This window comes from Runella salmonicolor (genome assembly GCF_024158025.1).
Lineage (GTDB): Bacteria > Bacteroidota > Bacteroidia > Cytophagales > Spirosomataceae > Runella > Runella salmonicolor.
This window is the reverse complement of record NZ_JAMZEL010000005.1, coordinates 23,888-48,967: the sequence shown is the minus strand read 5'-3', so window position 1 is coordinate 48,967 and position 25,080 is coordinate 23,888. Positions and strand designations below refer to the sequence as shown.

The following is a 25,080-nucleotide window of genomic DNA, read 5'->3' as shown; positions in this document are numbered from 1 at the left end:
TTGAAAATGCTACTTAAAATCAATTGCAATAGCAACTTAAAATCAACAATCAACTTAAAATCAACAACAATGATAAAGAAAATTAAAATATCCTTGTTGGCACTGCTTACGGTTGTAGTGAGTTCTTGTGAGCTCAATTTGTTGGATAACCCCAACGCCGTAACTACTGGCAGTACTGACATCAATTACTTGCTCAATAACATCCAAATTAGTCTGGCTGGTCATTTTAACGGATTTAGCGACGCAGGGATGCGCCTTACTCGGATGCTTAACCAAGGGGCTGCCATTTATGACAACGCTATTTCTCCAGGGGGGCAGGATGGAAACTGGAATACCGCTTATGCTGGAATCCTAAACGACGTAAAGACGATTATTCCACTGGCTGAAAAAGCAGAGTTGTTTCAACACGCTGGAGTAGCACGTATCGCTCGTGCTATGGTATTAGCCAATTTGGTGGATCATTATGGCGACGTACCTTTCACCGAAGCGCTCGACCCCGCCAATTTTATCCCAAAAGCTGATGCTGGTGAAGGGATTTATGCCGCGGCTATTGCTGACTTAGATAAGGCCGTCGAAAATATGAATGCAAAATCTAAAGCAGGTTTGACTAGTGACCTTTATTTCGCGGGGAATGCTGATCGGTGGATTCGTGCTGCTAACTCCCTTAAATTAAAGATGTTACTAAACCTTCGTTTGAAAGATGCCGCAGGGTCAAAATCTAAAATTGATGCTTTGATTGCAGGTGGGAAACTGATTTCTGCTAATGCCGAAAACTTTGTTTTCAAATATGGTACTAACTTGACCAACCCTGATACGCGTCACCCACGCTATGCAGCTCAGTACAGCCCAACAGGTGGTGGTGATTATCAATCAAACCAATACATGGGTGTAATGTATGACCGTAGTGACCCACGTATTCGTTTTTACTTCTATCGTCAGACTGTCAGAAACCCAACCGATGTTAATGCCTTGCGCTGCATTACGAATGCAAAACCTGGTCATTATTCAATCAGTGACTATTTCTGCCTCCCTACAGGGGTAGGTTATTGGGGACGCGACCACCTGAGCAACGAAGGTATACCACCAGATGGTTTGTTGCGTACTGCATGGGGGCTTTATCCCGCAGGAGGTCTTTATGACAACAACGCAGGTGTAGGTGTTTCTCTGGGAGCAGGTGCTGGCGGAGCTGGTATTCACCCAATCATGATGCAATCTTTTGTAGATTTTATGTTGGCAGAATCAGCACTGACGCTGAAAACGGCAGGAGATCCTAAGAAACTGCTTGAATCTGGTATTCGTAAATCAATGGCCGATGTTAGAGCTTTGGCTCTTGGTAGCACCGAAGCTGGTAAAATTGGCACTTTTGAAGCTGCCAACGGCATTGTATGGGCGGATGAAGTAAACAAATACGTAGCCAAAACCTTGGACGCTTACGACAAAGCTACTGCTGATAGCGATCGCCTCAATATCATTGCAACGGAGTATTGGCTTTCACTGTATGGAAATGGTATTGAAGCCTACAACATGTACCGTCGTACTGGTAAACCTGCTAATTTGCAGCCAGGCTTAGATCCAAACGTGGGTGGATTTATACGTTCGTTCTACTACCCAACTTCGTATATTGCCCGTAACTCTAACGCCAAACAGAAGGCTAATATGACGTTGCCTGTATTTTGGGATACCAATCCTGCTGGCATGTTGAAATAAAAAGTTGGTGGTAATGAGTTATTGATTTCTATCAAATAACTCATTACCTAATCACCAAATCACTTTAAATCTAATATGACAATGAAACTAATCAAATATTCTTCGCTTATCTTAGCCGTAAGCCTATTTTTTGGGGCTTGTAAGACTGAGATGGTGGAAAAACTCGATGATTTTAACTTGGAGCAAGGTGGATACATGCGTACAGTGACCCCTTATCCAGTAGCGGCTGCTACATTTAGTGTAAGTAAAGCCAACATGGCGGGGACGAAAATGGAGGCCGTATTGGAAGCAGTTACTCCTGATAAAGGAGCTTTGTTTTCCTCCTACGATTTAACCGTAAAATTTGTAGATGCAACCCCTGCCAATGGCAATAAAAGCACTTCAGATGTTACGCTGCGTTCTATCCCTGCTTCTTCATATACCAAAGATGCTACTACTGGCTATCCAAGACATACCCTCGTAATCACGGGTGCGGATGTTCTAACAGCTACAAAGTTGACCGCCGCTGATGTATCAACTGGTGACCGCTTTGAAATCAGTGCTACCATGAAATTGACCAACGGTAAGTCGTTTAATGCGGCCAATACAGGGTTGAATATTACAGGAGGAGCTTTTTACAGCTCTCCCTTTTTCTACCGGTTGAACGTGGTAAACTAAAAAAATACTTTTGTAATAAAAAAATAGCAGCCTTTTGGGGCTGCTATTTTTTTATGTGACGATATTATCCTTTATACAAAATAGCTCTGTCAACTTTAGCAGGTAGTGGTCCCACGGTGCTGATTTTCAGGGCCGCTATATTGGCGCCAGCCTGCGCACATTCGGCGGGTGATTTGCCATCCAACCACGCCGTCAGAAAGCCAGACCAGTACGAATCGCCCGCGCCAGTAGCATCTTTTACTTCAATGGGCTTTCCTGCAATCTCTACATATTGTTTCCCATAATCAGAGGAGACAATACTGCCTTTGCCTCCCAATGTCAAACACACTAATTGTGCGCCCATTTGGTGGAATTTTGCAATAATGGCATCATTGGAAAGGGTTTGCCCGAAGATGCGCTCGGCATCGTCTTCGCTGAGTTTTACGAAAGCCCCGTTTTTGCAATAATCTTCAATAACCTGCTGTGCCTGCGTGCGGTCGGGCCAAATGGAAGGTGCATAATTGGCGTCCAGACTCACAATACACCCAGCGGCTTTGGCGCGCGGGGCGGCGGCTACAACGACACTTTGGGCGGGCTCCTGACTCAAAGCAAAACAGGTAGTATGAAAAAATGAGGCATTTTGAAGTAAATCATCGGGAATATACGCGGCTTGAATCATGCGGTCGGCCGTGCGATAAGCGATAAAGTCGGGTGTACCTTTGGTGCGCGATACTAGCACAATGCTAGTGGGCGCGTGGGTGTCTCGGCCAATATAAGTGGTATCAACACCCGTTTCGGCTACTTTTTCTACGAGGTACGTTCCCACATTATCATTTCCAACGCAAGCGACTAGGGCCGTTGAGTTTCCCAGACGTGCCATGTTGGCGGCAAGGTTGGCGGGACTGCCACCCTGAAATCGTTTGAAGATTTCGGTATCTGCGAGATTTTGCGTAAATTCAGTTCCGATTAAGTCCGCAAGGAGTTCCCCCACCGACACTAAGGCGTATTTTCGAGTCATCATAGGTTTTAGGAAATAGACTGCAATTTAGGAATGGTTTGCAGATTTGCAAAAGAGAAATTTGGCACAAAATTTGAGATAAAATCTTGTATGACAGATAAGCGTTTGTTTATTTTGCAAACACCTATTTGGGAATTAATAAGCCTCCATTGCTCAGTTGCGGTTCGACGTTTCGATAGAGCCTGGCATTGGTGATGTGTAGGTAGTATAATAATAAGCCTCCATAGCCCAGTTGCGGTTCGACGTTTCGATAGAGCGGAGCGTTGGTGATGTGTAGGTGGTATAATGATAAGCCTCCATAGCTCAGTTGGTAGAGCGGCGCATTCGTAATGCGTAGGTCGCAGGTTCAAGTCCTGTTGGAGGCTCGAAGTTAACAGTAAAAACAACCTCTCTGATAACCAGGGAGGTTGTTTTTGTCTAGTGGTATTGGTGATAGGATTCGCAGCTAATTTGGGCAGTATTTTCTCTAATGAACCAGTGCTGGTTTAGGTAAAAACACCTGAGACTTTCAAAAAACATGAAAAGTTGTATTTTTCTCTTACCGCTTGCCATTTGGTTAATGAGTTGTTCATTGGCAACATCGTATCCTGAAACCTTCGAGTATAGCCCGAAAAAAGGAGAAAGTGCTATCGAAATCCAGAAGCAAATGGCAGGGGAGCTGTATGGATTTTACCGAAAAAATAAAGATAAAAAGTACGAGTTTTATGAAGTACAGGTAAGTGAGGCCAACTTGTTGATTAACTATTGTCCTCACAATCAAACACTCTGCCTCTCTTATGATTTATGCAGCGGATGGACTTTTTACTTTGTACAGGTTGATGAAGTGGCGTTGAAAAAGTTGGCAGACGCACGCCTGCCTTTTGTGGGCTACATTAAATTGCTGACTAGGGAAGAGAATACTAAAAAATGGGGCAAAACCAAAACCCATGCCTGTGGAAACTCTTTTTATGAACAGTAGAGTAGTAGCGAAGGATAAATGAAATGTTCCGTCAAACCCTCCGCTCTGGCGTTTTAAAATCAAGCAACAACTCATTGGGCAATACGACTTTTGGCTCCAAGATTCTAACAAGCTGCCCGAAGGCGTCCTGTTTCATCTTGGTGTCGCCTTTGTCAAAACAGCGATAAGAGTCGTAGTTGACGTAAGCCGTATTGGTAGGCTCGTATAAAAAACCGCCCCTGGGTAAGTGATGATTATCCAATTCGGGCACGTACACCACGGTGAGGGTGATGCTGTCCTGATATTTCGGATAGAATGTCCACGTTAACTTCATTCAAAAATAGGTTGCGTTTTGTTTCGTAAAGTCTCCCTTTATTTTACAAAGTACCAGAATTTTCAGAACAAAGCAATAACGCAGAGGCATTACCAGCGAACCGATTTGAATTTCCAGCCGGGAACCTTTTTTTGCATTTCGGGTTCGTCGTCACGTTTGGTGAGGCCGCAAGCAAGATAATTTTGGTGGAGTTTTGCCAACGCTTCGCGGTCAAGCTCTACGCCCAAGCCGGGTTCTTGCGGCACGAGTACGGCGCCTTCTTCAAACTTAAAACGCCCGCCCACGATAACTTCGTCCGATTGCCAAGGGTAATGCGTGTCTAAGGCATACGTCATTTTTGGCAATGCCGCGCCCAAATGCACCATGGCCGCTAACGAAATGCCCAAGTGGCTGTTGGAGTGCATCGACAAGCCGCGCCCAAAGGTCTCGCAAATGCCCGAAAGGGTCATGGAGGCGCGCAGGCCGCCCCAAAAATGATGGTCGCTCAAAATAATATCTTCCGAGCCAAGGGCAATGCTGTTGGGAATATCCTCAAACGATGTGGTACACATATTGGTAGCAAGCGGCGTTTTGAGGGCTTTGCGTACCTTCGCCATGTTTTCCTGCCCGCGTGTGGGGTCTTCTAAATATTCGAGAATCGGCTCCATTTCTTTGCCGTATTTGATGGCCGTTTCTACGGTCCAGAGGGCGTTGGGGTCAACACGGAGCGGGACATTCGGGCCGAAGGCATCGTACAATGCAAACATGGCATCTACCTCCTGACGCGGCTCAAACACGCCGCCTTTGAGTTTAATAGATTGAAAACCACACTCCTTGCACATGGCTTGGGCTTGGGCTACAATTTCTGCTGGATTCAAGGCACTTGCCTGTCGGGCAGCGGCCCATCCCGTCGCGTTGGGGTCGATGTCAAAAGCTAATTCTCCGCCCGCACCTTCGTATTTATAAAAAAGATAGGCGGAAAAAGGCACGCGGTCGCGCATTTTTCCACCCAGCAAATCCACAATTGGCCGTCCTGTTACTTTACCGATGATGTCCATGCAGGCCACTTCTACGGCGCTGAAAATATGCACCAATTTGCGTTGGTCCCAAGGTGTTTCGCCGCGTTGGGCCGAAGTGTCAGTACCAAAACGCTCCACCAACACATGCCTGATTTCATTTAATTGAAATACATCCCGACCGATGAGCAACGCTTTGGCTTCTTCCAAAGCCGCATCAATATCTTTATTCCCCGGTATTTCGCTGATGCCCGAAATATTATCGTCGGTAATCACCTCCATGATGGTACGAAGCGCATAAGGAGCGTGCAGCCCCGCCGCATTGAGCAGGGGCGGGTCAACAACGGCAATGGGCGTAATGATGATTTCTTTGATACGGGGGCCAAATGTAGATGACATAAGAAAAGTGATTTTTTAAAAATATTTTATTAGCGATTTTTATTACACAGAGAGCCACGGAGTTAAAGATGAGAACCACAAAGAAAATACTCTCTGTGGTTCTTTATAAAAATGCTATTTTCCTCTGTGTAATGTTAAAAACCTCACACTTCTTCCGAAACGGTTTGCAGTAGTCCTTTAATGTAGCCGTAGCAAAACGAAAAAGCCTGTAAACTGGCGGCGGGGTCGTGGTGGTGGGGCACGTGGTCGGGCATGACCATGCCTGCATAGCCCACATCCCGTAACGCTCTGACTACCTGCGCAAAGTTCATTTCGCCGTTGTCAGGGTACACTTCCTGAAAGTTATTAAAATTGCCTTTGATGTTTCGCAAATGGACATTGAAAATCTGATTGCGTTCGCCAACCCATTTGATGATGGGATAAATGTCGTTTTTGGGGTCTTTCAAACCTTCGGCAATGGAGCCGATGCAAAAATTAAACCCGTGGTATTCACTGTCGTAAAGTTTGGCAAAACGTTGAATCCCTTTAAAAACATCGGGGCTATTCCAACGCATTACGCCCCGATAAGCGGCAGGTACTGGTGGGTCGGCGATGTGGTTGGCTAATTTAACTTTATACTCCTTGGCAACGGGCAGAATACGGTCGAGTAGGTAAGTGATTCGCTCAAATATCTGATCAACAGAAACATCCCCCGCTACTGTCTTGGGGTCATTCCTTTTCAACGCTTCTTCATAATTCCACGCGCTGTATTCAGCATTGCCGCGTTTGGGGTCGGTGTATTTTCCAGTGCGAAGCACGGGCAGTATGGTGGTGTTGTAATTCAATACTTTAATGCCCGTTTTGCCCGCTACCTGAATCATCTGCTGAAGATATTCGATTTCGCGGTCGCGCTCTGGACTTTTGCCGAGCATTATATTAGGGTAGGCTACTCTATCAATCCCTGCCGAGGTCAGCGGATAGTGGTAAGCGTCAAGGCTGATGCCGTACTTCTCGCAGGCTTCTTTTTTTGCCAATGAATCTTCCAAGTCCCATCCCTTGCCGGGAATGATTTTTGGAGAGCCTCCGTCGATATTAAATACCCCGTGGCGGGCTTTAAATTCGAGATTTTCCACACTCGTGCCGCCCGATTGGCAACCCACTTTCATGAGTACTTTTTTGGGTGGAGTAGGTAAGGTGGCGGCCTTGGCGTGATCGGGCCCGAAAATGGCCGCTCCTACGGAGCCTGCCGTCATTGTTTTTAGGAAATCGGTACGTTTCATCGTAGTAAGTGGCAAGCCACGGTTAAAGGTTACAGTTGGATAAAGGGCGTTGAAAGATTATTTTTCCAGTAGCAATAACAGCGAGCTGTGGTCGAGTTCGCCGTTTCCCTGCGCTACGGCGGCTTCCATTTGGGCCGCTACCAACGCCGTGCCTTTGAGAGGCACGGAAAATTCTTCGCCCGTTTGGAGGGCAATGCCCATGTCTTTTTTGTGTAATTTTATTTTAAAGCCGGGGTTGAAATTACGGTCAATCATGCGTTTGCCGTGGAGATCAAGAATGCGGCTTTGGGCAAAGCCCCCGAGCAATACTTCCCGCATTTTTTCGAGGTCAACGCCCGCTTTTTGGGCCAAGGCAAAAGCCTCTGCCACGGCCTGAATCGTCATGCCGACAATCATTTGGTTGCAGGCTTTGGTAGTTTGACCCGCGCCGGGCTCACCGATATGCACAATGTTTTTGCCCATGGCCTGAAACAACGGCAATGCTCGCTCAAAAGCATTGGCACTACCGCCAACCATGATTGAAAGCGTGGCGCCAACGGCCCCGACTTGTCCGCCCGAAACGGGAGCGTCTAAGGCCTCTACGCCTTTGGCCTGCATTAAGTGGTAGATATTCACCGCCGTAGCTGGTGCAATGGTCGACATATCAATAAACAACGCCCCCGCTTGAATGCCTTCCAACACGCCGTCGGCTCCCGAAACCACCTGCTCCACATCGGGTGAATCGGGCAACATCGTGATGATGACGTCGGAGTGTTGGGCTAGTTCTTTAGTTGTCAAAAAGGCTGTTGTGCCAGCCTCGGTCAATTCGGTGGCGGCGCTGCTTTTGCTCAAAACAGACACGGGGTAGCCTGCTTTCAGTAAGTTCAAAGCCATGGGTTTTCCCATGATTCCTAGTCCGATAAATCCTACTTTTTCCATATTTTTAAAAATAAATGTATCACGCAGAGCCCCGCAGAGGACAAAGAGCGATTGAGTTATAATTACGTTAGAATCTTTACACCAAAGGGAATAGTTTTGCCCCTATCATGATGACCACGAGGCCCGTCAATCCCATCACTACTAGTAGAGGTGAAATGGTTTTCAAGGCTTCTTTTTCGGTCAAATTGCTGAGTTTACAGATAATCCAGAAACCTGCATCGTTCATCCAAGGCACCAACTTAGAGCCACAGCCGATGGCTAGGCCCAAGTACACGGGGTGAAACTCCAGATTGGCATTATTGGCCATTCCCGACAAAATTCCCGACGCGGTAATCAGCGCAACCGTAGCCGAACCTTGGGCGGTACGCACCACGGCGGCAATGAAAAACGCCATCGGAATGAGGGCCATTTGGTACTCTTTGGTCATGTCGGCAATGCGGGCGCTAATGCCTGTTTGTTGTAACATTCCGCCAAAAGCCCCGCCCGCCGCTGTAATCAAAATAATGCCGCCGCCGCTCATCAAAGCTGCCTGCACAAAAGGTGTAAGGCCCTCTTTGTTGTCTTTCTTTTGGCTGGCCAATAGCAATAGAGCGGCAATCCCGCCCGTGACGATGGCAATGTTTTTGTCGCCGAAAAACTTTACAACCGTGATGAGATTGCTCAAAAAGGGCGATTGGGTCTCACCCGGCTTGAATAGATTACTCAGGAAGGTGTCGGCGCAGATAAACACGATGGGAATCAGTACTGGCAGCAACGAAACGCCCAACCCGGGCAGGTGTTTGGTTTCTTTAGCGGCAATGGATTTGAGGTCTTCCAGCTTAGCATCCAATGAATCTCGCAGTTCAATCGGCCATTTTTTGTTGGCCCACAGGGCGAAAAAATAGCCAGCAGTAATGGTAAACAGCCCGACAATCGTGCCGGCAATCATCATCAAACCAATCGGAATATGCATTTCTCCAATCAAAAACAACGGTCCGGGGGCGGGTGGCACCAGTGAATTAGCCATGGCCGCACCCGCCATAATACACAAAACGAGTAAAAGGTAGTTTTTGCCAATCCGTAACGTCATGGCTTTGGCCAAGGGAATCATCAGGAAAAGAACGGTGTCAAAGAACACGGGAATACCCAAAAAGAAACTGCTCACTAAAAACGCGGCGGGTGCTTTGTCGATGCCCGTGAGGCGTAAAACTGACCGTATGATGCGCTCGGCGGCGCCGCTTTCGAGCATACATTTGCCAATGATGGCGGCCATGGCAATTAGGATACCGATTTTGGCGCAGGTATTCCCAAATTCGGTGGCAATGCGCTCGCCGATGCCTTTTTTGGATAACGCCAATGCCGCCGCAGGAGCAGTGCCTTTGGCCAGTGCAAACTGCTCAATGACGGCAGCAGGCGTCATCAACGCTACCACAAATGCCCCTAACAAAAGCGCCAAAAAGGGGTGTAATTTAAGCCCAATGATGCCACCGACTACGATAAGAACACCAACGGATAGGATAAAAATGGGATCAGTCATTCAAAAAAAGGTTTAGGAACGGAGGTTGGTTGGTGGGTAATCGTCGGAAAGCTTCGGTACTAGGTATACGTTGCCCGGGCTGCTGCTAATTTTTTAGCCATGGCCCGTGCGCCGTCGGCCACAAAGGTGGCGTCGGCACCGCAGGCAATGAAACGGATGCCCATGTCGTGGTACTTTTGGTAATCGTCGGGATTGAAAAACAAGATACCCGTCGATTTGCCCGATTTTTGGGCGGCCTGAATGATTCTTTGGAGGGCGTCGATGAAAATTGGATTGTCGAACTGACCGAAAATCCCGAGTTCCATCGAAAGGTCTGCGGGCCCGATGAAAAGTACATCGACCCCTTCCAACGCGGCGATTTCGTCCAGATGGTTCAGGGCTTCTACGGTTTCGATTTGGATAATACCTAAAAGGCTTTCTTTTGAGGCGTCGTAATACGCCTGGAAATTTTGCCCAAATCCCGTTGCCCGGACCATTTTGGCCACGCCTCGGTTGCCGAACGGCGGATAATGCAGGCCGTTGATTACCTTTTTGGCTTCGATAGCATTGTTTACTTTGGGGCACATAACGCCCGCCGCACCCATGTCCAACACCCGTGAAATACGGGCAGAATCACTGCTCTCGACGCGCACAAAGGCGGCCGTAGGCGTGCTTTCCAGCGCCTGCAATTGCGCCAATACATCCTTTTCCGTACCGGCACCGTGTTCTAAGTCAATCAAGACCCAATCGAACCCTGAGAGTCCTACGATTTCAGCCGTGAGTGGGCTTCCAAGATTTAACCAACACCCGTTGAGGGTTTCTCCTTGTTGGAGTCGTTTTTTTAGATTTTTCATGTATAAAAAAGGATGAAAACAAGATGATTTACTTCTTGTCCCACCATATTCTGGTATCTAAAAGGTTAGGGCCTTGGCGGCTAATGGCCTGTTCTACATTGGTTTTATTTACGTTCAGCTCGGCGTCGGTATAAGTCAGGCGACGAATAAATGGCTCGGTCTTAAGGTCGCTGCCCGGATAAGGGTTTGGCGTCAAAATTGGGTAACCACTGCGACGAAAATTAGCCCATGCTTCGGGCCCAATCAGAAAAGAAGCAACCCAGTATTGGGTGTTGATTTGCTCCAATTCTTTGCCAACCGCGAGCGGATTGGCTTGGACGTAAGTGGTGATGGCGGCGTCGGCGATGGCCGTGCTTGCTCCATAATTTGCAAATTGCTGCATGTGTGCCCGAATACCGTTGGCGTACAAGACGGTGGGGTCGCCTGTGGTCCATTTCCGAAAAGCGGCTTCGGCCAGTAAAAGTTGCGTTTGGGCGTAGGTAACCAGAAAACTTGGCGCGGCCAGACCCGCCATGCGGGTGCGGTCGAGTTGGCTGTAATCCCACAGACTCGCCAGTTTGTTGGCCGTTACGGCTGCGCTGATGGTGGTGTTGTCGTAGCCCAAAGGTGCTCCGATTTGAACCCCTGGTGTGCGATTAGCACGGGATTCTACCTGCTGTGCGCCGCTGGTGGCCCCCACGTACCTAACCGCAATCGAAGCTAAACGTGGGTCATTGTTTTTGCTTAAAAAAGTGACAAAATCCTCGGCCAAATAAAAGAAAGCCGATTGGCCGCCGTTGAGTTGCGAACCCACAGGGTTGGTAAAATTGGCGTTATGACGAATGATGGCATTGTCGGCATTGGCTTGCATGACCCCACCCGCCACGGCTTTGGCTACGTATTCGGCAGCTTTGGTCGGGTTAACTTTTGATAGGCGCATGGCCGCGCGCAGCAGTAGCGAATAGCCCAAGCGTTTCCATTTGGTCACATCTCCGTCGTACAAAACATCGCTGGCTACTCTTGCTTTGGAAGCATCCAGACCAGCCGAAGCGGCATCCAATTCACTCAAAATAGCGGTATAGATTGACTCCTGCGTGTCGTAAACGGGAGTGGCAATGCCTTCCAGATAGTTTTTGCCTGCCTGCGTGTAGGGAATGTCGCCGTAGGTATCGGTCAACAACATGAAGGAATAGGCTTTCCAGATGCGGGCCATGTTGTAAAGATTAGAACGCGCAGGGAGGTCTTTGGTTTTGGCCACCACGTCGGTCAATTCCTTGATATTGGTCTGATAGTAGGTATTCCAGTTGCCAGAGGCTACACCCCGATTGTCCTGGTTGAAGTTTGCCGCCGAACCCTGACCACTGAAAGGCGTAATCATTTGCTTGACGATGGTGGTTTCGTAACTCAAATTACCGTAACCCGGCGCGGTGTTGACGATAGCGGTGTTGAGCTGGTATCCGGGGTCAACAGCGGTCAGGGCAATGGGGTTGACGTTCATTTCGTCAAATCCTTTGTCGCAGGAAGCCAGAAAGCAACAGGCGATTATTGGGAGATAAATACGTATTTTTTTCATCTTGATTCTCTTTTGGTGATTTGAATCTTAAAATTTAACATTCAGATTAAATCCGATACTGCGTGTAACGGGCAATCCCGTGGCTTCTAGTCCAATCAGGTTATCGGAAGGAAAACCGAATTGTTCGGGGTGGATATTGGGAACCCATTTTTTGAGCACGGCCACGTTGTTGGCGACGGCATTGAGCCGAAGTCCTTTGATGAACGGAATGGCTGTGGGGAGGAATTTGGTGAAATCGTAGCCAATCGTGATTTGGCGTAATTGCCACAGACCTGCGTTGTACACAAACTCTTCGGCGATGTTTTGAGAGCGTACCGTTTCGTAATAGGCTTGCACGCCTGACTTGGTTTTGTTGACCTCGCCGTTGGGGTTTACCCCATCTCCGATGACGAAGTTTTCGGCCCTTCCCACCAACGTCGCTTTGTGCAATCCGTGCCGCCACGCGTTGTGGTTGGTGCCCGAAATCATCTTATGGCCTAGTTTGAAATCAATCAAGAATGAAAGGCTTATGCCTCTGTATGTGAGGTTATTGGTAAATCCACCCACCCACAGCGGCAGCGCACTGCCAAACGCAATCTGGGTTGGCGTACGTAACGGACGGCCATTACCAGCATCAAATACCTGACGGCCTTGGGCGTCGCGGAGGTAGCCAAAGCCAAACAATTGTCCCATCGGTTGGCCTACCACTTGGCGCAGTTCACCCGTAAAGTCACCCGTGCCGACGGTAATCATATTGTCGCTCACGCCACTGCCCAAATCAAGTACTTTGGTTTTGTTATAAGCCGCATTGAAAATAAAATTCCAACTGAAATCCTGACGTCTGATGGGGTTTAGATTGACCAACATTTCCAAACCTTGATTACGGCTTTGGCCGACGTTGATTAATTGATTGAGGTAGCCGCCCGCGTTGGAGGTTTGAGCGCGGAGGATTTGGTCGGACGACAATTTGTCGTAGTACGTAAAATCCAATCCAATCAGGTTGTTAAACAGCTTCAACTCTAATCCAAACTCTTTCTCCGAAACCCGCATTGGACGGAGGTTGGCATTCGGAACGGTTGAGCCGCTGATGCTTCCCAAAGGCTGTGCTACGCCGCTCGGCGACGGAAATTGCTGGGGATTGATGCCATAAAAAAGGTTGTTGGCATACGGCGACACGTCGGTGTCGCTTCCCACTTCGGCGTAGGCAGCCCTAATTTTACCGAAGTTAATCCAAGAGGGTAAAGAGGTAGCAAATGCCTGCGAGAACACAAAACTCGCCGTAATGGAAGGGTATAAAATGCTGCGATTGGCAGGCGATAAGGTTGAAAACCAGTCGTTTCTGACGGTTCCGTTTAAGAATAAATAGTCTTTGAATGAAACCTCTGCCGACGCATACAACGAATTTACCTGACGCTCCGAGAACTCATAGGTAGCGTCGCGCTGGCGGCTATTGCCGATGGTGTACAGGTCGCGGGTGTAAAAATCTTGGACAAATACGTTATGGCGGCTGATGCGGCGATACATTTGGTTGCCCCCTACGTTCACGTTGACGCCCACAGCACCGAAGGTTTTATTGGCTCCCAACAAGAAGTCAGCGTTGAGTTCGCGCACGTTGCGGGCATCCTGCACGTATTGGCCGTTCACAAATCCGGCGGGAGCGGCGGGTTGACGTTGGGTGCCCGTGGGCAAGTTGTAATCCTGTTCACGAGAATAGTAATCCTGACCAACTCGACCCTGCAAAAACAGCCAATTGGTGAAATTATAGCGAGCGGTCAGGTTGCCAAACACACGGTCGTTGCGGATGTTATCAAAACGTTTGAGGGCAAAATAAGGGTTGGTACGGTTGGTAAAGCGCGACCATACAGTTTCGTTGCCGTTGGCATCGGAGGCGTATTTTTCCAATAAATCCAACGGCATCGAATTGGCCATGTTGAAGATAATTACTGGGCTGTAATCCTGCTCGGCAATGTTTGGTGGATTTTTGCGGTACTCGTTAGAGTAGTTAACGTTGCCCGAAACGGTCAGTTTTTTAAGCGTTTGCGTAAAACCCAAATTAATGGTTCGGCGGTCGTAGCCAGAGTTGCGCAAAATGGTACGGTTGTCTAAGTTGGAAACCGAAAGACTGAAGCCCCCGTTTTCGTTGCCCGAAGACAGGGTCAAGGTGTTAGTCCAAGTGTAACCTTTTTGATAAAACTTTGAGATTTGATTGCGCTGCGGCTCGTACGGAACGGTGATGTTGTCAAAAAGAATATGGGTCATGCCAGGCTGAAACTTCTCTCCAAAACTCCACTGACCTGAGGTGGGAAAAGGTGCCGTAGGGCGAACGCCGTTTTCGCCTTGTCCGTATTCGTATTGATAATCAGTGTAATCCAACGGAGTTTCAGACGTAAAATTAGAGTTGTAACTCAGCGAAATCCCCGAGCCTGTGCCGCGTGTTTTGGTGGTAATCATGATAACCCCATCTTTGGCTCGTGACCCGTAAAGGGCTGACGCGGCTGCCCCTTTCAAGACCGTCATGGCCTCGATGTCGTCGGGGTTGATGCTGCTCAATCCGTCGCCACCGTCGGAGGTTCTATTGCTTCCCTTTTCAGAAACATCGCCCCGCGCACCGTTGTTGGTGTTGTCAATCGGCACGCCGTTGACCACGATTAGAGGTGAGTTGTTGCCGCCGAACGAAGATTGCCCGCGAATACGGATTTTGCTTGTTCCCGCTGGCCCAGAGCCCAACGATGTGATGTTTACCCCCGCCATTTTTCCCTGCAAGGCATTCATAAAATTGGCGGTACGGTTTACGGTCATCTCTTCCGTACCTACCGTGGCGGTGGCGTAGCCGATGCTTTTGGCCTGTTTTTTAATCCCCAAGGCCGTCACGACAACCTCGCCCAAAGATTTGCTTTCGGGGGCTAAAGAAACGGAAATATTGGTCTGATTGCCAACGGTGATTTCTTTGCTTTCATAGCCTACGTAGCTGAAAACCAATACGGCAGCGGTTTCGGGTACTTCCAACTGAAAAGCGCCATCCACGTTGGTGGTGGTGCCTCGCTGGGTGCCTTTAATTAACACGCTCACACCAGGTAGCCCCGTGCCTTTTTCATCGGTAACTTTTCCTTTGACGGTTTGTGCCATTACCTCCGCCTTTTCCAAACTCTTCACTTGCGGTATTTCGCTCGTTATGGGTTTTTCGGTGGGTTGTTCGGGACTGACACTCTCTTGAAATCGGGCGTCAGCTTCCGCCGTTTTAGGAGATTTTTTGGTTTCCAAAATAACGTAGGAACCGTTTTTGACTTTCTTATAACTCAGGCCCGATGTCCGTAAAATACGGTCCAGATTTTGTTCCAGATTTGCGTTCAAATTGACGACATCAGAAGAAACGGTAATGCCTTCTACTAGGCCACCCTCAAACAAAATATCTACTTGATAGCGACTTTTGAGGTCTTTGAGCACATCCCTCAACTTCAGCATGGTTGGTGCGGCGGCCTCTGATTTTTGAGGCAGCTTGTAGGCACGGGCGTAGGTTTGCGCCCAAATGGGATGCCCGCTTAGCGACAAAGCTAGGAGCATGAAACCCATCCCGCAGGATTTTTGTAGGCTTTTTTTCATAGTAGAGAACGGTTTAGCGGCTATTGGTTATCAGTTAGAATCACGGTGTTACCCGTTTTTACAATTTTGATATTGAAAATTTCGGAGACAATACCGAGTAATTCGTCCGCGTTTTCGGCGCGAAAAGACCCTACGAGCGTGCGTTTTGAAAGGGTTTCATCTTTGATAATGACCTGAATCCCGTAGTTTTCATCCATTATTTTGGCAAACTCTTCCAGCGTAGTATCATCAAATACAAAGCGATGGTCTTTCCACGCGGCGTATTTTTCGGGTTGCGGGGTTACTTCCTGCTGGAGGTGATTGCTTTGGTCGAGCGTCACCAAGTCGCCAGGTTTCATGATAACCTGTTTTTGGGTTTGCCCTTCGCGGTAGCGCAACTGCACTTTGCCCTTGTTGAGTACGACTTTGGCGGTTTGCTGACGCGAGTACACCGTAAACTCCGTACCTAGCACCACAACCTCAAACCCCTTGTTGGTTTTGACGATAAACTTCTGATGATTAGGCGTATGTTTTACGTCAAAATTGGCTTCTCCCGTCAACAACACTTCGCGGGTTTTGGCCCCAAAACCAAAACGCGGTACCCGCAGGGATGAATTTGCGTTGAGCGTCACTTTGGTCTGATCGCTGAGCTCCAATGATTTGGTTTCACCAAACGCCGTGCTGTGGGTTTGATATATGATATTGTTTCTGAACACCCAACTGCCGACCAACAGTCCTCCAATCAAACAGGCCGCCAGCATCCATAGCCCGAAATGTCGCGGTGTAGGAAGTGGGGTTTCTTCCGTTGGGAAAATAAGGGACGGATTTTGGTCAAATTGGTCGGCGTAGGCATGAAACCGTTCAAGGGCTTCGGGCAAGCTCGTCAAATATTGAGGACGTTGGTACTCGTACTCGACCAACCACTTATAAAATAGCTCTTCATTGGAGGGGTGTTTGACCCACTCGTCAACCATTTGTTTTTGTAAGGCGGATGTTTTTCCTGACAAATAGCTGAATATGAATTCTTTGTTGATTTCTGCGTTCATTGATGCTTTCTTTTGTGACCCGACAAGAATCGTTTTTTTGTTCCTTACAAGCGAGGAGTTTTACATAAAAAATCAGTGAAAAAGCCCCGTAAGGAAAGCGAATAATGAGAGCAACCACTTGTCTTTCAAAAGATCTCGAATGTACTGGTTGGCGCGGGTGAGCTGTACATCGACGGTCTTGACGGATAGATTGAGTTCGTCGGCGATTTCGCGGTACTTTTTACCTTCAAATTTTTGCATCAGATAAATCCGCCGCCGTTCGAGAGGTAGCTTGTTTACGGCTTCTTCTACGTCGTGGTATAATTCTTCAAACTGACTGATTTGGTCGGGTTGCTGCTCGTCGAGGATGGGTTTTTGGGCAGCTTCGCCGAGGTCGGCTTTGCGGCTCAAATCCCAACGGAGATGGTTATACGCCCGATTTCGCACCGTCCGAAACAAATACAGACGGTAGGAAGAATCTATTTCCAGAAAAGTCTTGTTGGCGTAAAACTGAAAGAAAATCTCAGAAACCAAGTCCTCGGCAATTTCGCGCGAGCCGACAAACTTCACCGCGTGCGTACACATCGGTTGGTAATAGCGTTTGTACAGCAACTCTACCCCAAGCCGCAGGCTGGTTTCCAGCGTTTTGCGGATAAACAATTCATCATCCAACTCAAAAGTGGTTTTGAGAGGTGGGTTGGCTGGGTTAAGCGGAATGGAAGGAGCACCCAAGGCTTTTGGGTTTCGCTCTTCGTAAGGTTCGTTGTACGCCTGCTCCATCGTTTGTGCCTGAGGGTAATATTGCTGAAGGATTTATATACCTTTCCGTAATCTACTACTAAGACAAGTTGGGAGGTCGGAACTCCTTACATAAATATAAAAATATTTTTATTTTTTTGAATGTTATTAATTTTTCAACTAAAAATCAACCCTAAATACCCGTTTTCTGGTCTAAAATACTAAAACCTTATGAACGCATGAATTATACCGAATTGTAGTAATTTTGAGCCTAACACTTAAAAAAATACGTTGAATGAAAATGAAGAAATTATTACTCGCTACTTTGGTTTGTACGGCATTTTTATCGCCTCTGCTTCTGAACGCCCAACGATGGGAACAGGTAGGCAAAAAAGGGGACTGGGCAAATACCATTGGTGTTGTGGGCATGGGTGGCTACTTATACAGCATTGAAAAAGACGGGACGCTGTTTCAAACCGATAAACAGGGAAATTACCGACAGCTTGGCGATAAAGGATTATTTGATAATGCCGACCTGCTGGTGTCGTTGGACAACGAAATTTGGACCATTGAAGATGGCTCTCTTTACCAGACAATTCCCTCAAAGGCAGTTTGGCGACAAGTGGGTAAACCGGGCGATTGGAAAGATACGCAGGGAATGGTAGGCCTGAATGGAAAGCTTTACAGCATTGAAACCAGCGGAACGCTTTACGAAACCTCCAAAGACGGTACTTGGCGACAAATCGGTAATGATGGGGAGTTTACCGATGCCGAAATGCTCGAAGCCATGGACGGACATCTGTGGACGGTCGAAAAAGGTACACTTTATAAAAGCAACATGAAAACCCTGCGCTGGCAGCAGGTAGGCAAGGTGGGAGATTGGGAAAATACCATTGCGATGGTGGCCGACCGTGGCTTTTTGTGGAGTGTAGAAGCTGACGGAACGCTTTTCAAAACTGATAAAAACGGAAACTACGAGCAAGTAGGCGAAAAAGGCCTCCTGAGCGCAGTAACGCGCATTATTGCCATGGATAACACACTCTACGTCATTGAAAACGGTACATTGTATCGCACGAAAGGCTAAGAAAACAGTTGAGAACGTCGGCGAGGGCTGCGCGCCCCGGTTCAAACCTCGCCGACGTTAGCATTTTTAATGAATTGTATAAACCGAAAGGGTCGTTATCTTCGCCTTTCCACCTTCCGACGTCAACGTGATTCCGCCTTCGTGTTTTGTAGGGAAAACCCATTCGGTCAGGGCTTGCTCGCCGTCCTGCGCGAATAACTCAAGGATTGACTTGTCGGCCAATAGCCTGATTTTAAGCTTCCCATCTTTCAACGGCACTTTCACACGCTCCACGCTCGAAAACCTCGGATGAAAATTCACCTGTCCCGAACGCGTGCGGTCGAGGGATAATTCCTGAGTGTTGGCATCGTAGCGGATGGCCGTAGCTTCGCCTTGGCTTTGGAAGACATTGAGCGTGACCACCTTGGCCTGTTGTGGTTGGATTTCTAGCGTCAAATCAAATACTTCGCCTTTGAACGGCACTTCATACGTGCCATCAACCACCTTGTTTTTAACGCTGAGAGCCTCTTTTTGGGCACTTTTAAGTTGAATAATGGGCTGTTGAACAAGTCGGAGTCCATCGGTTGTTTTTTTCAGTGAAAACTCTCGGGCCACCGAAAACCCACCCCGCCACGTGTCACCAGTCGGGATTTCGCGGGCGTATTCCCAATCGTTTATCCAGCCAATCATAACGGGTTTGGCGTGCGATTTTGGCAAATTATTGAAGGGAATGGCCGCATAAAAATCCTTGCCTTCGTCCACGTACAGGATTTCATTTTGTTTTTGGGGAGTGAAGGTTTTTCCGTCAAAATCGCCCACAAAATACTGCATGGCCAAGTAATTCTTTTGGCGGTGCCCACTCGAAATCATCAAAACCCACTTGGTTTCATTGGTTCCTTCCACGGGTACTTTGGTCAGGGAGGGGCATTCCCAAATCTTGGTCATGTCGCCTTGCTTGCCAAATTCACTCAGTAATGTCCAATTTTTCAGGTCTTTGGATTCATAAAACTGAGCCATGTATTCGAGTGGCTTTACGACGGTCATAATCCAGACTTGCTTTTCGGGATACCAAATCACGTTGGGGTCGCGGAAGTCCTTCATGCCTAAGTCCAACACGGGGTTTTTGTCGTAACGTTTCCAGGTTCTGCCTTTATCGGCGCTGTACGCGATACTCTGGTGCTGGGCTTTGCCTTCAATGTGCGACGTAAAAATCGCCACCATTCCTTTGGTAAAGCCTTTCTCAAAGAAGCCCGAAGTATTCATGCTGTCGATGACGGCACAGCCCGAAAAAATCATGGTTTGGGTTCCGTCAGCGTTGTCAAACTCAGGCAGGGCCACGGGGAGCGTTTCCCAGTTTTTGAGGTCTTTGCTCACAGCATGTCCCCAGCTCATGTGCCCCCATACATTACCGAAAGGGTTGTATTGGTAAAATAAATGGTATTCTCCGTCAAGATACACCATTCCATTGGGGTCATTTACCCAATTTTTTGGCGCGGTATAGTGGTACTGCGGACGATAATCTTGGGGTTTGTTTTGTGCAAAACAAGCCACTGAGAAAAGGAGAAACAACAGACAAGGGGCTATTTTTTTCATTCGTATGTGTCATTAAAAAGTTTCCAAATGTACCTTTTTACAATAAGAATGGTAGCAGTAAGATATAACCACTACCATTTCTTTCATGTGTTTCTAATCTATCAGTATTTGTTTTTTAATACCCTGGATTCTGCTTATAAAGTCCGTTGGTAAACGTAATTTCAGCCTGCGGAATGGGTAAATATTCATCGCGTCCAGCGGTAAATTTCGCCGTTGCCAAGTATGTTCTGCTCACTTTCTCTTTGGCGATGTAGGCATTGAGCGTGGGCTCAGCAATGCCCCAACGAACTAAGTCAAAGAAGCGCGAACCTTCGGTTGCAAACTCCAAACGGCGTTCCCATTGCAAAGCTTTGAAAGCAAACTCCTGCGTCCAGCCCGTAGCCGAATAGGGTTTTACGTTGTACTTTGAAGCAAAGGTCCCGTCGAGTTTTTTGAGGCGGCCCGTACTGGCGGCGGCTCTTTCTCGGATTTGATTGATCAGCGGCAACGCGTTGGCGGGTTGACCCAATTGGATATAGGCCTCGGCCTGCATCAGCAGCACATCATCGTATCGAAGAATATCGTAATTTTTAGCGGTTCCCATAAAAGGACCGAGTTTGAAATACGACCCGCTCGTGGCCAATTGCTGAAAGCGCATGGTATGAAAATTACCATACACGCCTGGGTCGCGTACCCAGCTGTTGCTGAACAACTTAGTGTTGTCGTATTTGTACACATGCCCGTCAATACCTACGGTATGGTCGAGGCGCGGGTCAACGGTTTGGGTGGCCAAATCGGCGGGTTTGTTGTTGAAAGTATCAAAATTGGGCAATCCGTTGGCATCGGTGGTGTGGGCATTGACCAAATTCTGGCTTCCTGCATGAAACCCGCAGCACCCGTATTGAGGCGCGCCGTGTGGGTAATTCAGACCATCTTCGTAGCTCATGCGACCCGCAGTGGTGCCGTCATTGACGGTAAACTGAATGGCGAAAATAGACTCGGGACCGTTTTCGGTTTCGGGCAGGAAGTTGTCGGCAATGTCTTTGCTCAAGCTGTATTTTCCTGAAGAAATCACGGCCTGCGTCAGCGTCACTACTTCCTGTAAGCGGCCTTTATTGATATTGGTCACTTTGTGGTTACTGTCCTGCTCGTAAGCTTGATACAGCCTTAATTTGGCCAAATACGCCTGCGCTGATAGTTTATTGGCTCTTCCTAATTCTGCCTGCGAGGTGGGCAGATTGTCAATGGCAAATTGGAAATCAGCCGCAATTTTGTTCCATGATTCTTCATTGGTCAGGGTATTGGAAACCTTTAAAATATCCGCTTCGGTGGCCGTTTCGTCAAAAATTGGGATGTTTTTGTACAGCAGCTTCATGGTAAAATAGCTGTGCGCTCTCAAAAAACGTAACTCCGCCAAACGTATTTTTTTGTTGGGAAAATTGGCTTCTGTCAGGGTGTTGACCGCGCGCAGCGCCACATTACATCTCGAAATGGACTTAAACAAATTTTGCCACGTACGGGTCACGAAAGCGCCCATGGTAGGCGTGACCAAATTGTAGTGCTCAAGGGCGTCGATTTCTCCCACGTCGCCCGTACCGCCACCGCCTTTGTAGGTGTCGTCGGAACGTACGCTGCCGTACACCCAATTGCTATAAATAGGCCCAATCATATCGCCGTTGCCGATGGCGGCGTAGGCGGAGGTCACCAAGCCGTCAATGGCCGTTGGTGAGGTGAGGTCAGAGGACGACAATACGCCCGTAGGAGTGTAATCAAGGGCATTTTCGCAGGAGCTGAACGCCAGTATTCCCGAAATAAATATAGTGGAGAATAGTTTCTTTTTCATGTTTGCTCTAATTAGAATGTATTAAAATGACGCGTTAACACCGAAAGTGAACGTTTTTGGAATAGGTACAGGTCCAAGGTCAATACGCTCAGGGTCAGGACTTAAATAATTCTTGCTCTTAAACCAAAACAAGTTTTCGGCCATGGCGAATACGCGCAGTCGAGTAAAGACTCCTTTGGCGTTAATGCTGTATCCCAATTGAATGTTTCGCATTTTAAAATAAGATGTATTGACGATGAAGTAGTCAGAAGTGCGTCCTTCGCCGTTGTTATCTTTTAGGGTCAAAGCGGGAACATTAGTATTGGTATTTTGGGGTGTCCAAGCGTCAAATACGCCGGGGCCTACGTTCTCACGTCCTTTCATTAAATTATTGAACAGCGTATAGACATCAAAACCTTTGCGGCCAGCGACGCCTGAACCAAAGAGAGACAGGTCAAATTTTTTGTAGGTCAAATCAACCCGCAACCCGTACTCCAACGCGGGCAGGGTAGTACCAATCCATGTTCTGTCCAAATCGTCGATTCTGTTGTCGTTGTTGATGTCCACGTAGCGGATTCGGCCTGGCCCTGCGCCTACTTGCACGGGGGCGGCGTCTACTTCCGATTGCGATTGGAACAATCCGTCGGTTTTGTAGCCAAAGATGTCAAATTGGGAGTGACCGATGATGGTATTGACGAGGTTACCGGCGTAGGCAGGGCGTACGTTCTCGGGCAGTTCGGTAATTCTATCCCGGAAGTGGGTGAAGTTTGCCACAACATTGTATTTCAAATCCCGTTGCGTCATACCGCGATAGCCCAGCACAAATTCCCAGCCTTTGTTTGATTTTGAGGCTCCGTTTACGGCTTTTGACTGTCCTTCGCCAAGCGCGGAAGCAACGGGAGGAGTAATCAAAATACCCGAGGTTTTACGGGTAAAATAATCAAAAGATCCAAAGATGCGATTGTTCAAAATGGCAAAATCAGTTCCGACGTTGATTTCGTCGGTGGTTTCCCATTTCAGTGCTGAGTTGGCGGCTTGGGTTTGAACAAAGCCTGAAGGCAATGTGCCCGTATTGGCCCCTGATAAAGCATAGGCCGTGCCGATGTTCATGTACTGTTCCCAAAAACCACCCACCAACTGTGCCTGCGTGGTGCCATAGCGGGTATCAAACAATCCGAAACGAGCCAAGTCGCCAATTTGTTGATTTCCAACGCGCCCCGCACCGATTCTTACTTTCAGTTCTGAAAAGAGGCTGTTGTTTTTCATGAATTCTTCTTGGTCAATTCTCCAGCCCAACGAAGCTGCTGGGAAAATACCGTAGCGGTTGTCGGTACCAAAACGAGACGAACCGTCGCGACGAATAGTGACCGCCACTAAGTATTTATCCGAAAAATTATAATCAACCCGCGCAAACTGCGACAGCAAACGGTGGCCAGTTGAGCCGCCCGTTACGGTGGTGTTGCCTGTGCCAGCGTTCAGCGTAAAATAATCTTCGGTTTGCAGGGCAAATCCTTCTTTTTTGGTGGTTTGGAAGTTCAAATCTGTTTTGATGTATTCAGTTCCAACCAAAAACTTGAAGTGATTTTTGTCGTTCAGGTCCCAATTGTACCGCAATGTATTTGACCAAGTAGTGCTCAAAAAATGGTTTTGGTCAAAGAATAAGCTGTTGGTGGTGCGGTTAAACGCTCCTTCCGAAAAGGTTGGCGTGATTACTTTATTCAAAAAGCGCGCATCATCTGCGCCCAAATTTGATTTGAAAAACAGGTTTTTGATGGGTTGAATTTCTACAAAAATATTTCCGAAGGTGCTCAAACGGTTGGCGTTGTTCCACTTGGCAATGTCCTGCATGTGGAGTGGGTTGTTACGGTCAGAATAGCCTGCTCCAGAAGCCCCCGCATAAGTAACCCCGTCTTTTTGGAAAACAGGAATGGTTGGAACTAACGTAACGGCCAATGAAGTAGTGGAAGCGCCGCCTAAGTCGTTGGCAGTCAGGGTTTCGTTGGAGTTGGCAACGCGTAAGTTGATGCCAAAGCGCACTTTATCATCAAAGGCGCGGGTGAGGGCATTGATGCTGCCACTCAAACGGTCGTAGTTGGTAAACCGCAGCATCCCTGTATTCTTGAGGTGGCCCAAGTTTATTTCGAGTGAGGAGGTTTTGGTGCCGTATGAAGCTGTAAAGTCATTTCTGGTCACGATGCCCGTTTTGTACATTACATCTTGCCAATCGGTATCACCGGCGGGTGTATTGGGGTCGCCGCCCACGAAAGGCTTCACCGTCACGCCCGTCAATACGGGATTACTAAAGTTTTTGTTCCAATTAAAATCGTAAATCTCACCGTAACCTGCCGCGGGGTCTTGGCCGTCATTGACCGATGCTTGCCACAAAGCGCGGCCTCTGTCGACGGCGTTCAGCATTTTGAAGCGCATTGATTTTTCAGATTGTGCCGATACACTGCTGTTGAACTGAAATTCGATTTTGCCGTTGGTATTGCCGCCGTTTTTGGTGGTGACGATAATCACGCCGTTGGAAGCGCGCGCTCCGTAAATGGATTCGGCCGAGGCATCTTTCAACACCTGAATAGACTCAATGTTGGCTGGGTTCATGTTTTGGAACACTTCGGGGCGTGTGGTCGGAATTCCATCAATGACGTAAAGCGGGTCGTTGTTTCCCAAAGTATTGGCCCCGCGAATCAAGATTCGGCTGTTGGAACCGTTGGGAGAGCCGTCTCTTTCGATGTACAAGCCCGGTACCCGTCCTTGCAAAGACTGCATGGGATTGCCTGAGCTGTTGTTTTTGATGGGGGCCAATTCAACCACCGCTACCGAGCCCGTCAAATCTTCTTTTCGCTGCGTAGTGTAGCCCACCACCACTACTTCGCCGAGGGCGCCGCCGGGAGTGAGGCTGACGTTTACTGTGCTGATTCTAGTAATTGAAACCTCTTTGGTGGTGTAACCGATGAACGAAACTTTGAGCGTGGTGGCGTTGTCGGGTACTGAAATCGAGAATTTACCTTCGGCGTTGGCGGTAGTTCCGATGGTGGTACCAGCCACCAGAATGCTGGCACCTACGAGTGGCTCGTTGTTGTCTTCGCCCGTAACGCTGCCCGTTACGACGCGTTGCGCCAAAACGATTTGCAGCGAAAGCAGCCACGCTGCGATGACCGGAAGATAGTGCTTCATCTTGGTTAAGTAGAGAAT

At 48.1% G+C, this 25,080-nt stretch carries 19 protein-coding genes and 1 tRNA gene; 5 read left to right on the top strand and 15 right to left on the bottom strand.

What is annotated here, in order from left to right; all coding sequences use genetic code 11:
- Positions 1–69 precede the first annotated feature (69 nt).
- Positions 70–1,707: a SusD/RagB family nutrient-binding outer membrane lipoprotein gene (locus NCI00_RS13610; RefSeq protein WP_253528433.1), complete on the top strand. Its 1,638-nt coding sequence runs from the start codon at positions 70–72 to the stop codon at positions 1,705–1,707.
- An 81-nt stretch (positions 1,708–1,788) separates the two neighbouring features.
- Entirely contained in the window at positions 1,789–2,364 is a 576-nt protein-coding gene (locus tag NCI00_RS13605) for a hypothetical protein (protein ID WP_253528431.1), read from the top strand.
- Positions 2,365–2,428: 64 nt separating this feature from the next.
- Here NCI00_RS13605 and NCI00_RS13600 read toward each other — a convergent pair whose 3' ends face one another.
- Positions 2,429–3,364 carry a carbohydrate kinase family protein gene (locus NCI00_RS13600; protein ID WP_253528429.1) on the bottom strand — a complete coding sequence of 312 codons (936 nt, stop codon included), beginning with the start codon at positions 3,362–3,364 and terminating at the stop codon, positions 2,429–2,431.
- 150 nt (positions 3,365–3,514) lie between these two features.
- Entirely contained in the window at positions 3,515–3,661 is a 147-nt protein-coding gene (locus tag NCI00_RS13595; RefSeq protein WP_253528427.1) for a hypothetical protein, read from the bottom strand.
- Between NCI00_RS13595 and NCI00_RS13590 the strand changes: the two genes are divergently transcribed.
- Both NCI00_RS13590 and NCI00_RS13585 read left to right on the top strand, forming a co-directional pair.
- A tRNA-Thr gene (locus NCI00_RS13590) sits at positions 3,654–3,726 on the top strand. The genes NCI00_RS13595 and NCI00_RS13590 overlap by 8 nt on opposite strands.
- A gap of 152 nt (positions 3,727–3,878) precedes the next feature.
- Positions 3,879–4,319, top strand: a complete 441-nt coding sequence (locus NCI00_RS13585; RefSeq protein WP_253528425.1) for a hypothetical protein — start codon at positions 3,879–3,881, stop codon at positions 4,317–4,319.
- A gap of 31 nt (positions 4,320–4,350) precedes the next feature.
- On the opposite strand, the gene NCI00_RS13580 is transcribed toward NCI00_RS13585, so the two are convergent.
- The 10 genes from NCI00_RS13580 to NCI00_RS13535 all read right to left on the bottom strand — a co-directional run bounded on the left by NCI00_RS13580 (position 4,351) and on the right by NCI00_RS13535 (position 17,467).
- A complete protein-coding gene (locus tag NCI00_RS13580) occupies positions 4,351–4,632 on the bottom strand; it encodes a hypothetical protein (RefSeq protein ID WP_253528423.1) in 282 nt (93 codons plus the stop codon).
- 89 nt (positions 4,633–4,721) lie between these two features.
- Positions 4,722–6,026, bottom strand: coding sequence for an enolase C-terminal domain-like protein (locus tag NCI00_RS13575; protein ID WP_253528419.1), 1,305 nt, complete (start codon positions 6,024–6,026; stop codon positions 4,722–4,724).
- Between the two features lie 143 nt (positions 6,027–6,169).
- On the bottom strand, positions 6,170–7,285 hold the full coding sequence (locus NCI00_RS13570) for a mannonate dehydratase (protein WP_253528415.1): 1,116 nt from the start codon (positions 7,283–7,285) through the stop codon (positions 6,170–6,172).
- A 57-nt stretch (positions 7,286–7,342) separates the two neighbouring features.
- Complete coding sequence (locus NCI00_RS13565) at positions 7,343–8,203, bottom strand: 2-hydroxy-3-oxopropionate reductase (protein WP_253528413.1); 861 nt, start codon at positions 8,201–8,203, stop codon at positions 7,343–7,345.
- A 76-nt stretch (positions 8,204–8,279) separates the two neighbouring features.
- On the bottom strand, positions 8,280–9,719 hold the full coding sequence (locus tag NCI00_RS13560) for a GntP family permease (protein WP_253528411.1): 1,440 nt from the start codon (positions 9,717–9,719) through the stop codon (positions 8,280–8,282).
- A gap of 59 nt (positions 9,720–9,778) precedes the next feature.
- Positions 9,779–10,552, bottom strand: a complete 774-nt coding sequence (locus NCI00_RS13555; protein ID WP_253528409.1) for an HpcH/HpaI aldolase family protein — start codon at positions 10,550–10,552, stop codon at positions 9,779–9,781.
- Between the two features lie 28 nt (positions 10,553–10,580).
- Positions 10,581–12,104 carry a SusD/RagB family nutrient-binding outer membrane lipoprotein gene (locus tag NCI00_RS13550; RefSeq protein WP_253528407.1) on the bottom strand — a complete coding sequence of 508 codons (1,524 nt, stop codon included), beginning with the start codon at positions 12,102–12,104 and terminating at the stop codon, positions 10,581–10,583.
- Positions 12,105–12,131: 27 nt separating this feature from the next.
- Complete coding sequence (locus tag NCI00_RS13545; RefSeq protein WP_374758840.1) at positions 12,132–15,683, bottom strand: SusC/RagA family TonB-linked outer membrane protein; 3,552 nt, start codon at positions 15,681–15,683, stop codon at positions 12,132–12,134.
- A 20-nt stretch (positions 15,684–15,703) separates the two neighbouring features.
- Entirely contained in the window at positions 15,704–16,708 is a 1,005-nt protein-coding gene (locus NCI00_RS13540) for a FecR family protein (protein WP_253528405.1), read from the bottom strand.
- Between the two features lie 72 nt (positions 16,709–16,780).
- Positions 16,781–17,467: an RNA polymerase sigma-70 factor gene (locus NCI00_RS13535; protein ID WP_253528403.1), complete on the bottom strand. Its 687-nt coding sequence runs from the start codon at positions 17,465–17,467 to the stop codon at positions 16,781–16,783.
- A gap of 259 nt (positions 17,468–17,726) precedes the next feature.
- Between NCI00_RS13535 and NCI00_RS13530 the strand changes: the two genes are divergently transcribed.
- Positions 17,727–18,509 carry a DUF6242 domain-containing protein gene (locus NCI00_RS13530; RefSeq protein ID WP_253528401.1) on the top strand — a complete coding sequence of 261 codons (783 nt, stop codon included), beginning with the start codon at positions 17,727–17,729 and terminating at the stop codon, positions 18,507–18,509.
- 66 nt (positions 18,510–18,575) lie between these two features.
- On the opposite strand, the gene NCI00_RS13525 is transcribed toward NCI00_RS13530, so the two are convergent.
- The 3 genes from NCI00_RS13525 to NCI00_RS13515 all read right to left on the bottom strand — a co-directional run bounded on the left by NCI00_RS13525 (position 18,576) and on the right by NCI00_RS13515 (position 25,062).
- Positions 18,576–20,081 (bottom strand): glycoside hydrolase family 32 protein, encoded by a 1,506-nt coding sequence (locus NCI00_RS13525; RefSeq protein ID WP_253528399.1) that lies wholly within the window; start codon positions 20,079–20,081, stop codon positions 18,576–18,578.
- A gap of 115 nt (positions 20,082–20,196) precedes the next feature.
- Entirely contained in the window at positions 20,197–21,903 is a 1,707-nt protein-coding gene (locus NCI00_RS13520) for a RagB/SusD family nutrient uptake outer membrane protein (protein ID WP_253528397.1), read from the bottom strand.
- 21 nt (positions 21,904–21,924) lie between these two features.
- A complete protein-coding gene (locus NCI00_RS13515; protein ID WP_253528395.1) occupies positions 21,925–25,062 on the bottom strand; it encodes a SusC/RagA family TonB-linked outer membrane protein in 3,138 nt (1,045 codons plus the stop codon).
- Positions 25,063–25,080 lie beyond the last annotated feature (18 nt).

What these genes read in the sequence shown, in the direction of transcription:
- NCI00_RS13515 (WP_253528395.1), bottom strand. Translation starts at nt 25,062, where the DNA reads ATGAAGCACTATCTTCCGGTCATCGCAGCGTGGCTGCTTTCGCTGCAA.
- NCI00_RS13610 (WP_253528433.1), top strand. Translation starts at nt 70, where the DNA reads ATGATAAAGAAAATTAAAATATCCTTGTTGGCACTGCTTACGGTTGTA.
- NCI00_RS13605 (WP_253528431.1), top strand. Translation starts at nt 1,789, where the DNA reads ATGAAACTAATCAAATATTCTTCGCTTATCTTAGCCGTAAGCCTATTT.
- NCI00_RS13565 (WP_253528413.1), bottom strand. Translation starts at nt 8,203, where the DNA reads ATGGAAAAAGTAGGATTTATCGGACTAGGAATCATGGGAAAACCCATG.
- NCI00_RS13535 (WP_253528403.1), bottom strand. Translation starts at nt 17,467, where the DNA reads ATGGAGCAGGCGTACAACGAACCTTACGAAGAGCGAAACCCAAAAGCC.
- NCI00_RS13545 (WP_374758840.1), bottom strand. Translation starts at nt 15,683, where the DNA reads ATGAAAAAAAGCCTACAAAAATCCTGCGGGATGGGTTTCATGCTCCTA.
- NCI00_RS13580 (WP_253528423.1), bottom strand. Translation starts at nt 4,632, where the DNA reads ATGAAGTTAACGTGGACATTCTATCCGAAATATCAGGACAGCATCACC.
- NCI00_RS13560 (WP_253528411.1), bottom strand. Translation starts at nt 9,719, where the DNA reads ATGACTGATCCCATTTTTATCCTATCCGTTGGTGTTCTTATCGTAGTC.
- NCI00_RS13540 (WP_253528405.1), bottom strand. Translation starts at nt 16,708, where the DNA reads ATGAACGCAGAAATCAACAAAGAATTCATATTCAGCTATTTGTCAGGA.
- NCI00_RS13520 (WP_253528397.1), bottom strand. Translation starts at nt 21,903, where the DNA reads ATGAAAAAGAAACTATTCTCCACTATATTTATTTCGGGAATACTGGCG.
- NCI00_RS13550 (WP_253528407.1), bottom strand. Translation starts at nt 12,104, where the DNA reads ATGAAAAAAATACGTATTTATCTCCCAATAATCGCCTGTTGCTTTCTG.
- NCI00_RS13585 (WP_253528425.1), top strand. Translation starts at nt 3,879, where the DNA reads ATGAAAAGTTGTATTTTTCTCTTACCGCTTGCCATTTGGTTAATGAGT.
- NCI00_RS13575 (WP_253528419.1), bottom strand. Translation starts at nt 6,026, where the DNA reads ATGTCATCTACATTTGGCCCCCGTATCAAAGAAATCATCATTACGCCC.
- NCI00_RS13525 (WP_253528399.1), bottom strand. Translation starts at nt 20,081, where the DNA reads ATGAAAAAAATAGCCCCTTGTCTGTTGTTTCTCCTTTTCTCAGTGGCT.
- NCI00_RS13600 (WP_253528429.1), bottom strand. Translation starts at nt 3,364, where the DNA reads ATGATGACTCGAAAATACGCCTTAGTGTCGGTGGGGGAACTCCTTGCG.
- NCI00_RS13530 (WP_253528401.1), top strand. Translation starts at nt 17,727, where the DNA reads ATGAAGAAATTATTACTCGCTACTTTGGTTTGTACGGCATTTTTATCG.
- NCI00_RS13570 (WP_253528415.1), bottom strand. Translation starts at nt 7,285, where the DNA reads ATGAAACGTACCGATTTCCTAAAAACAATGACGGCAGGCTCCGTAGGA.
- NCI00_RS13595 (WP_253528427.1), bottom strand. Translation starts at nt 3,661, where the DNA reads ATGGAGGCTTATCATTATACCACCTACACATCACCAACGCTCCGCTCT.
- NCI00_RS13555 (WP_253528409.1), bottom strand. Translation starts at nt 10,552, where the DNA reads ATGAAAAATCTAAAAAAACGACTCCAACAAGGAGAAACCCTCAACGGG.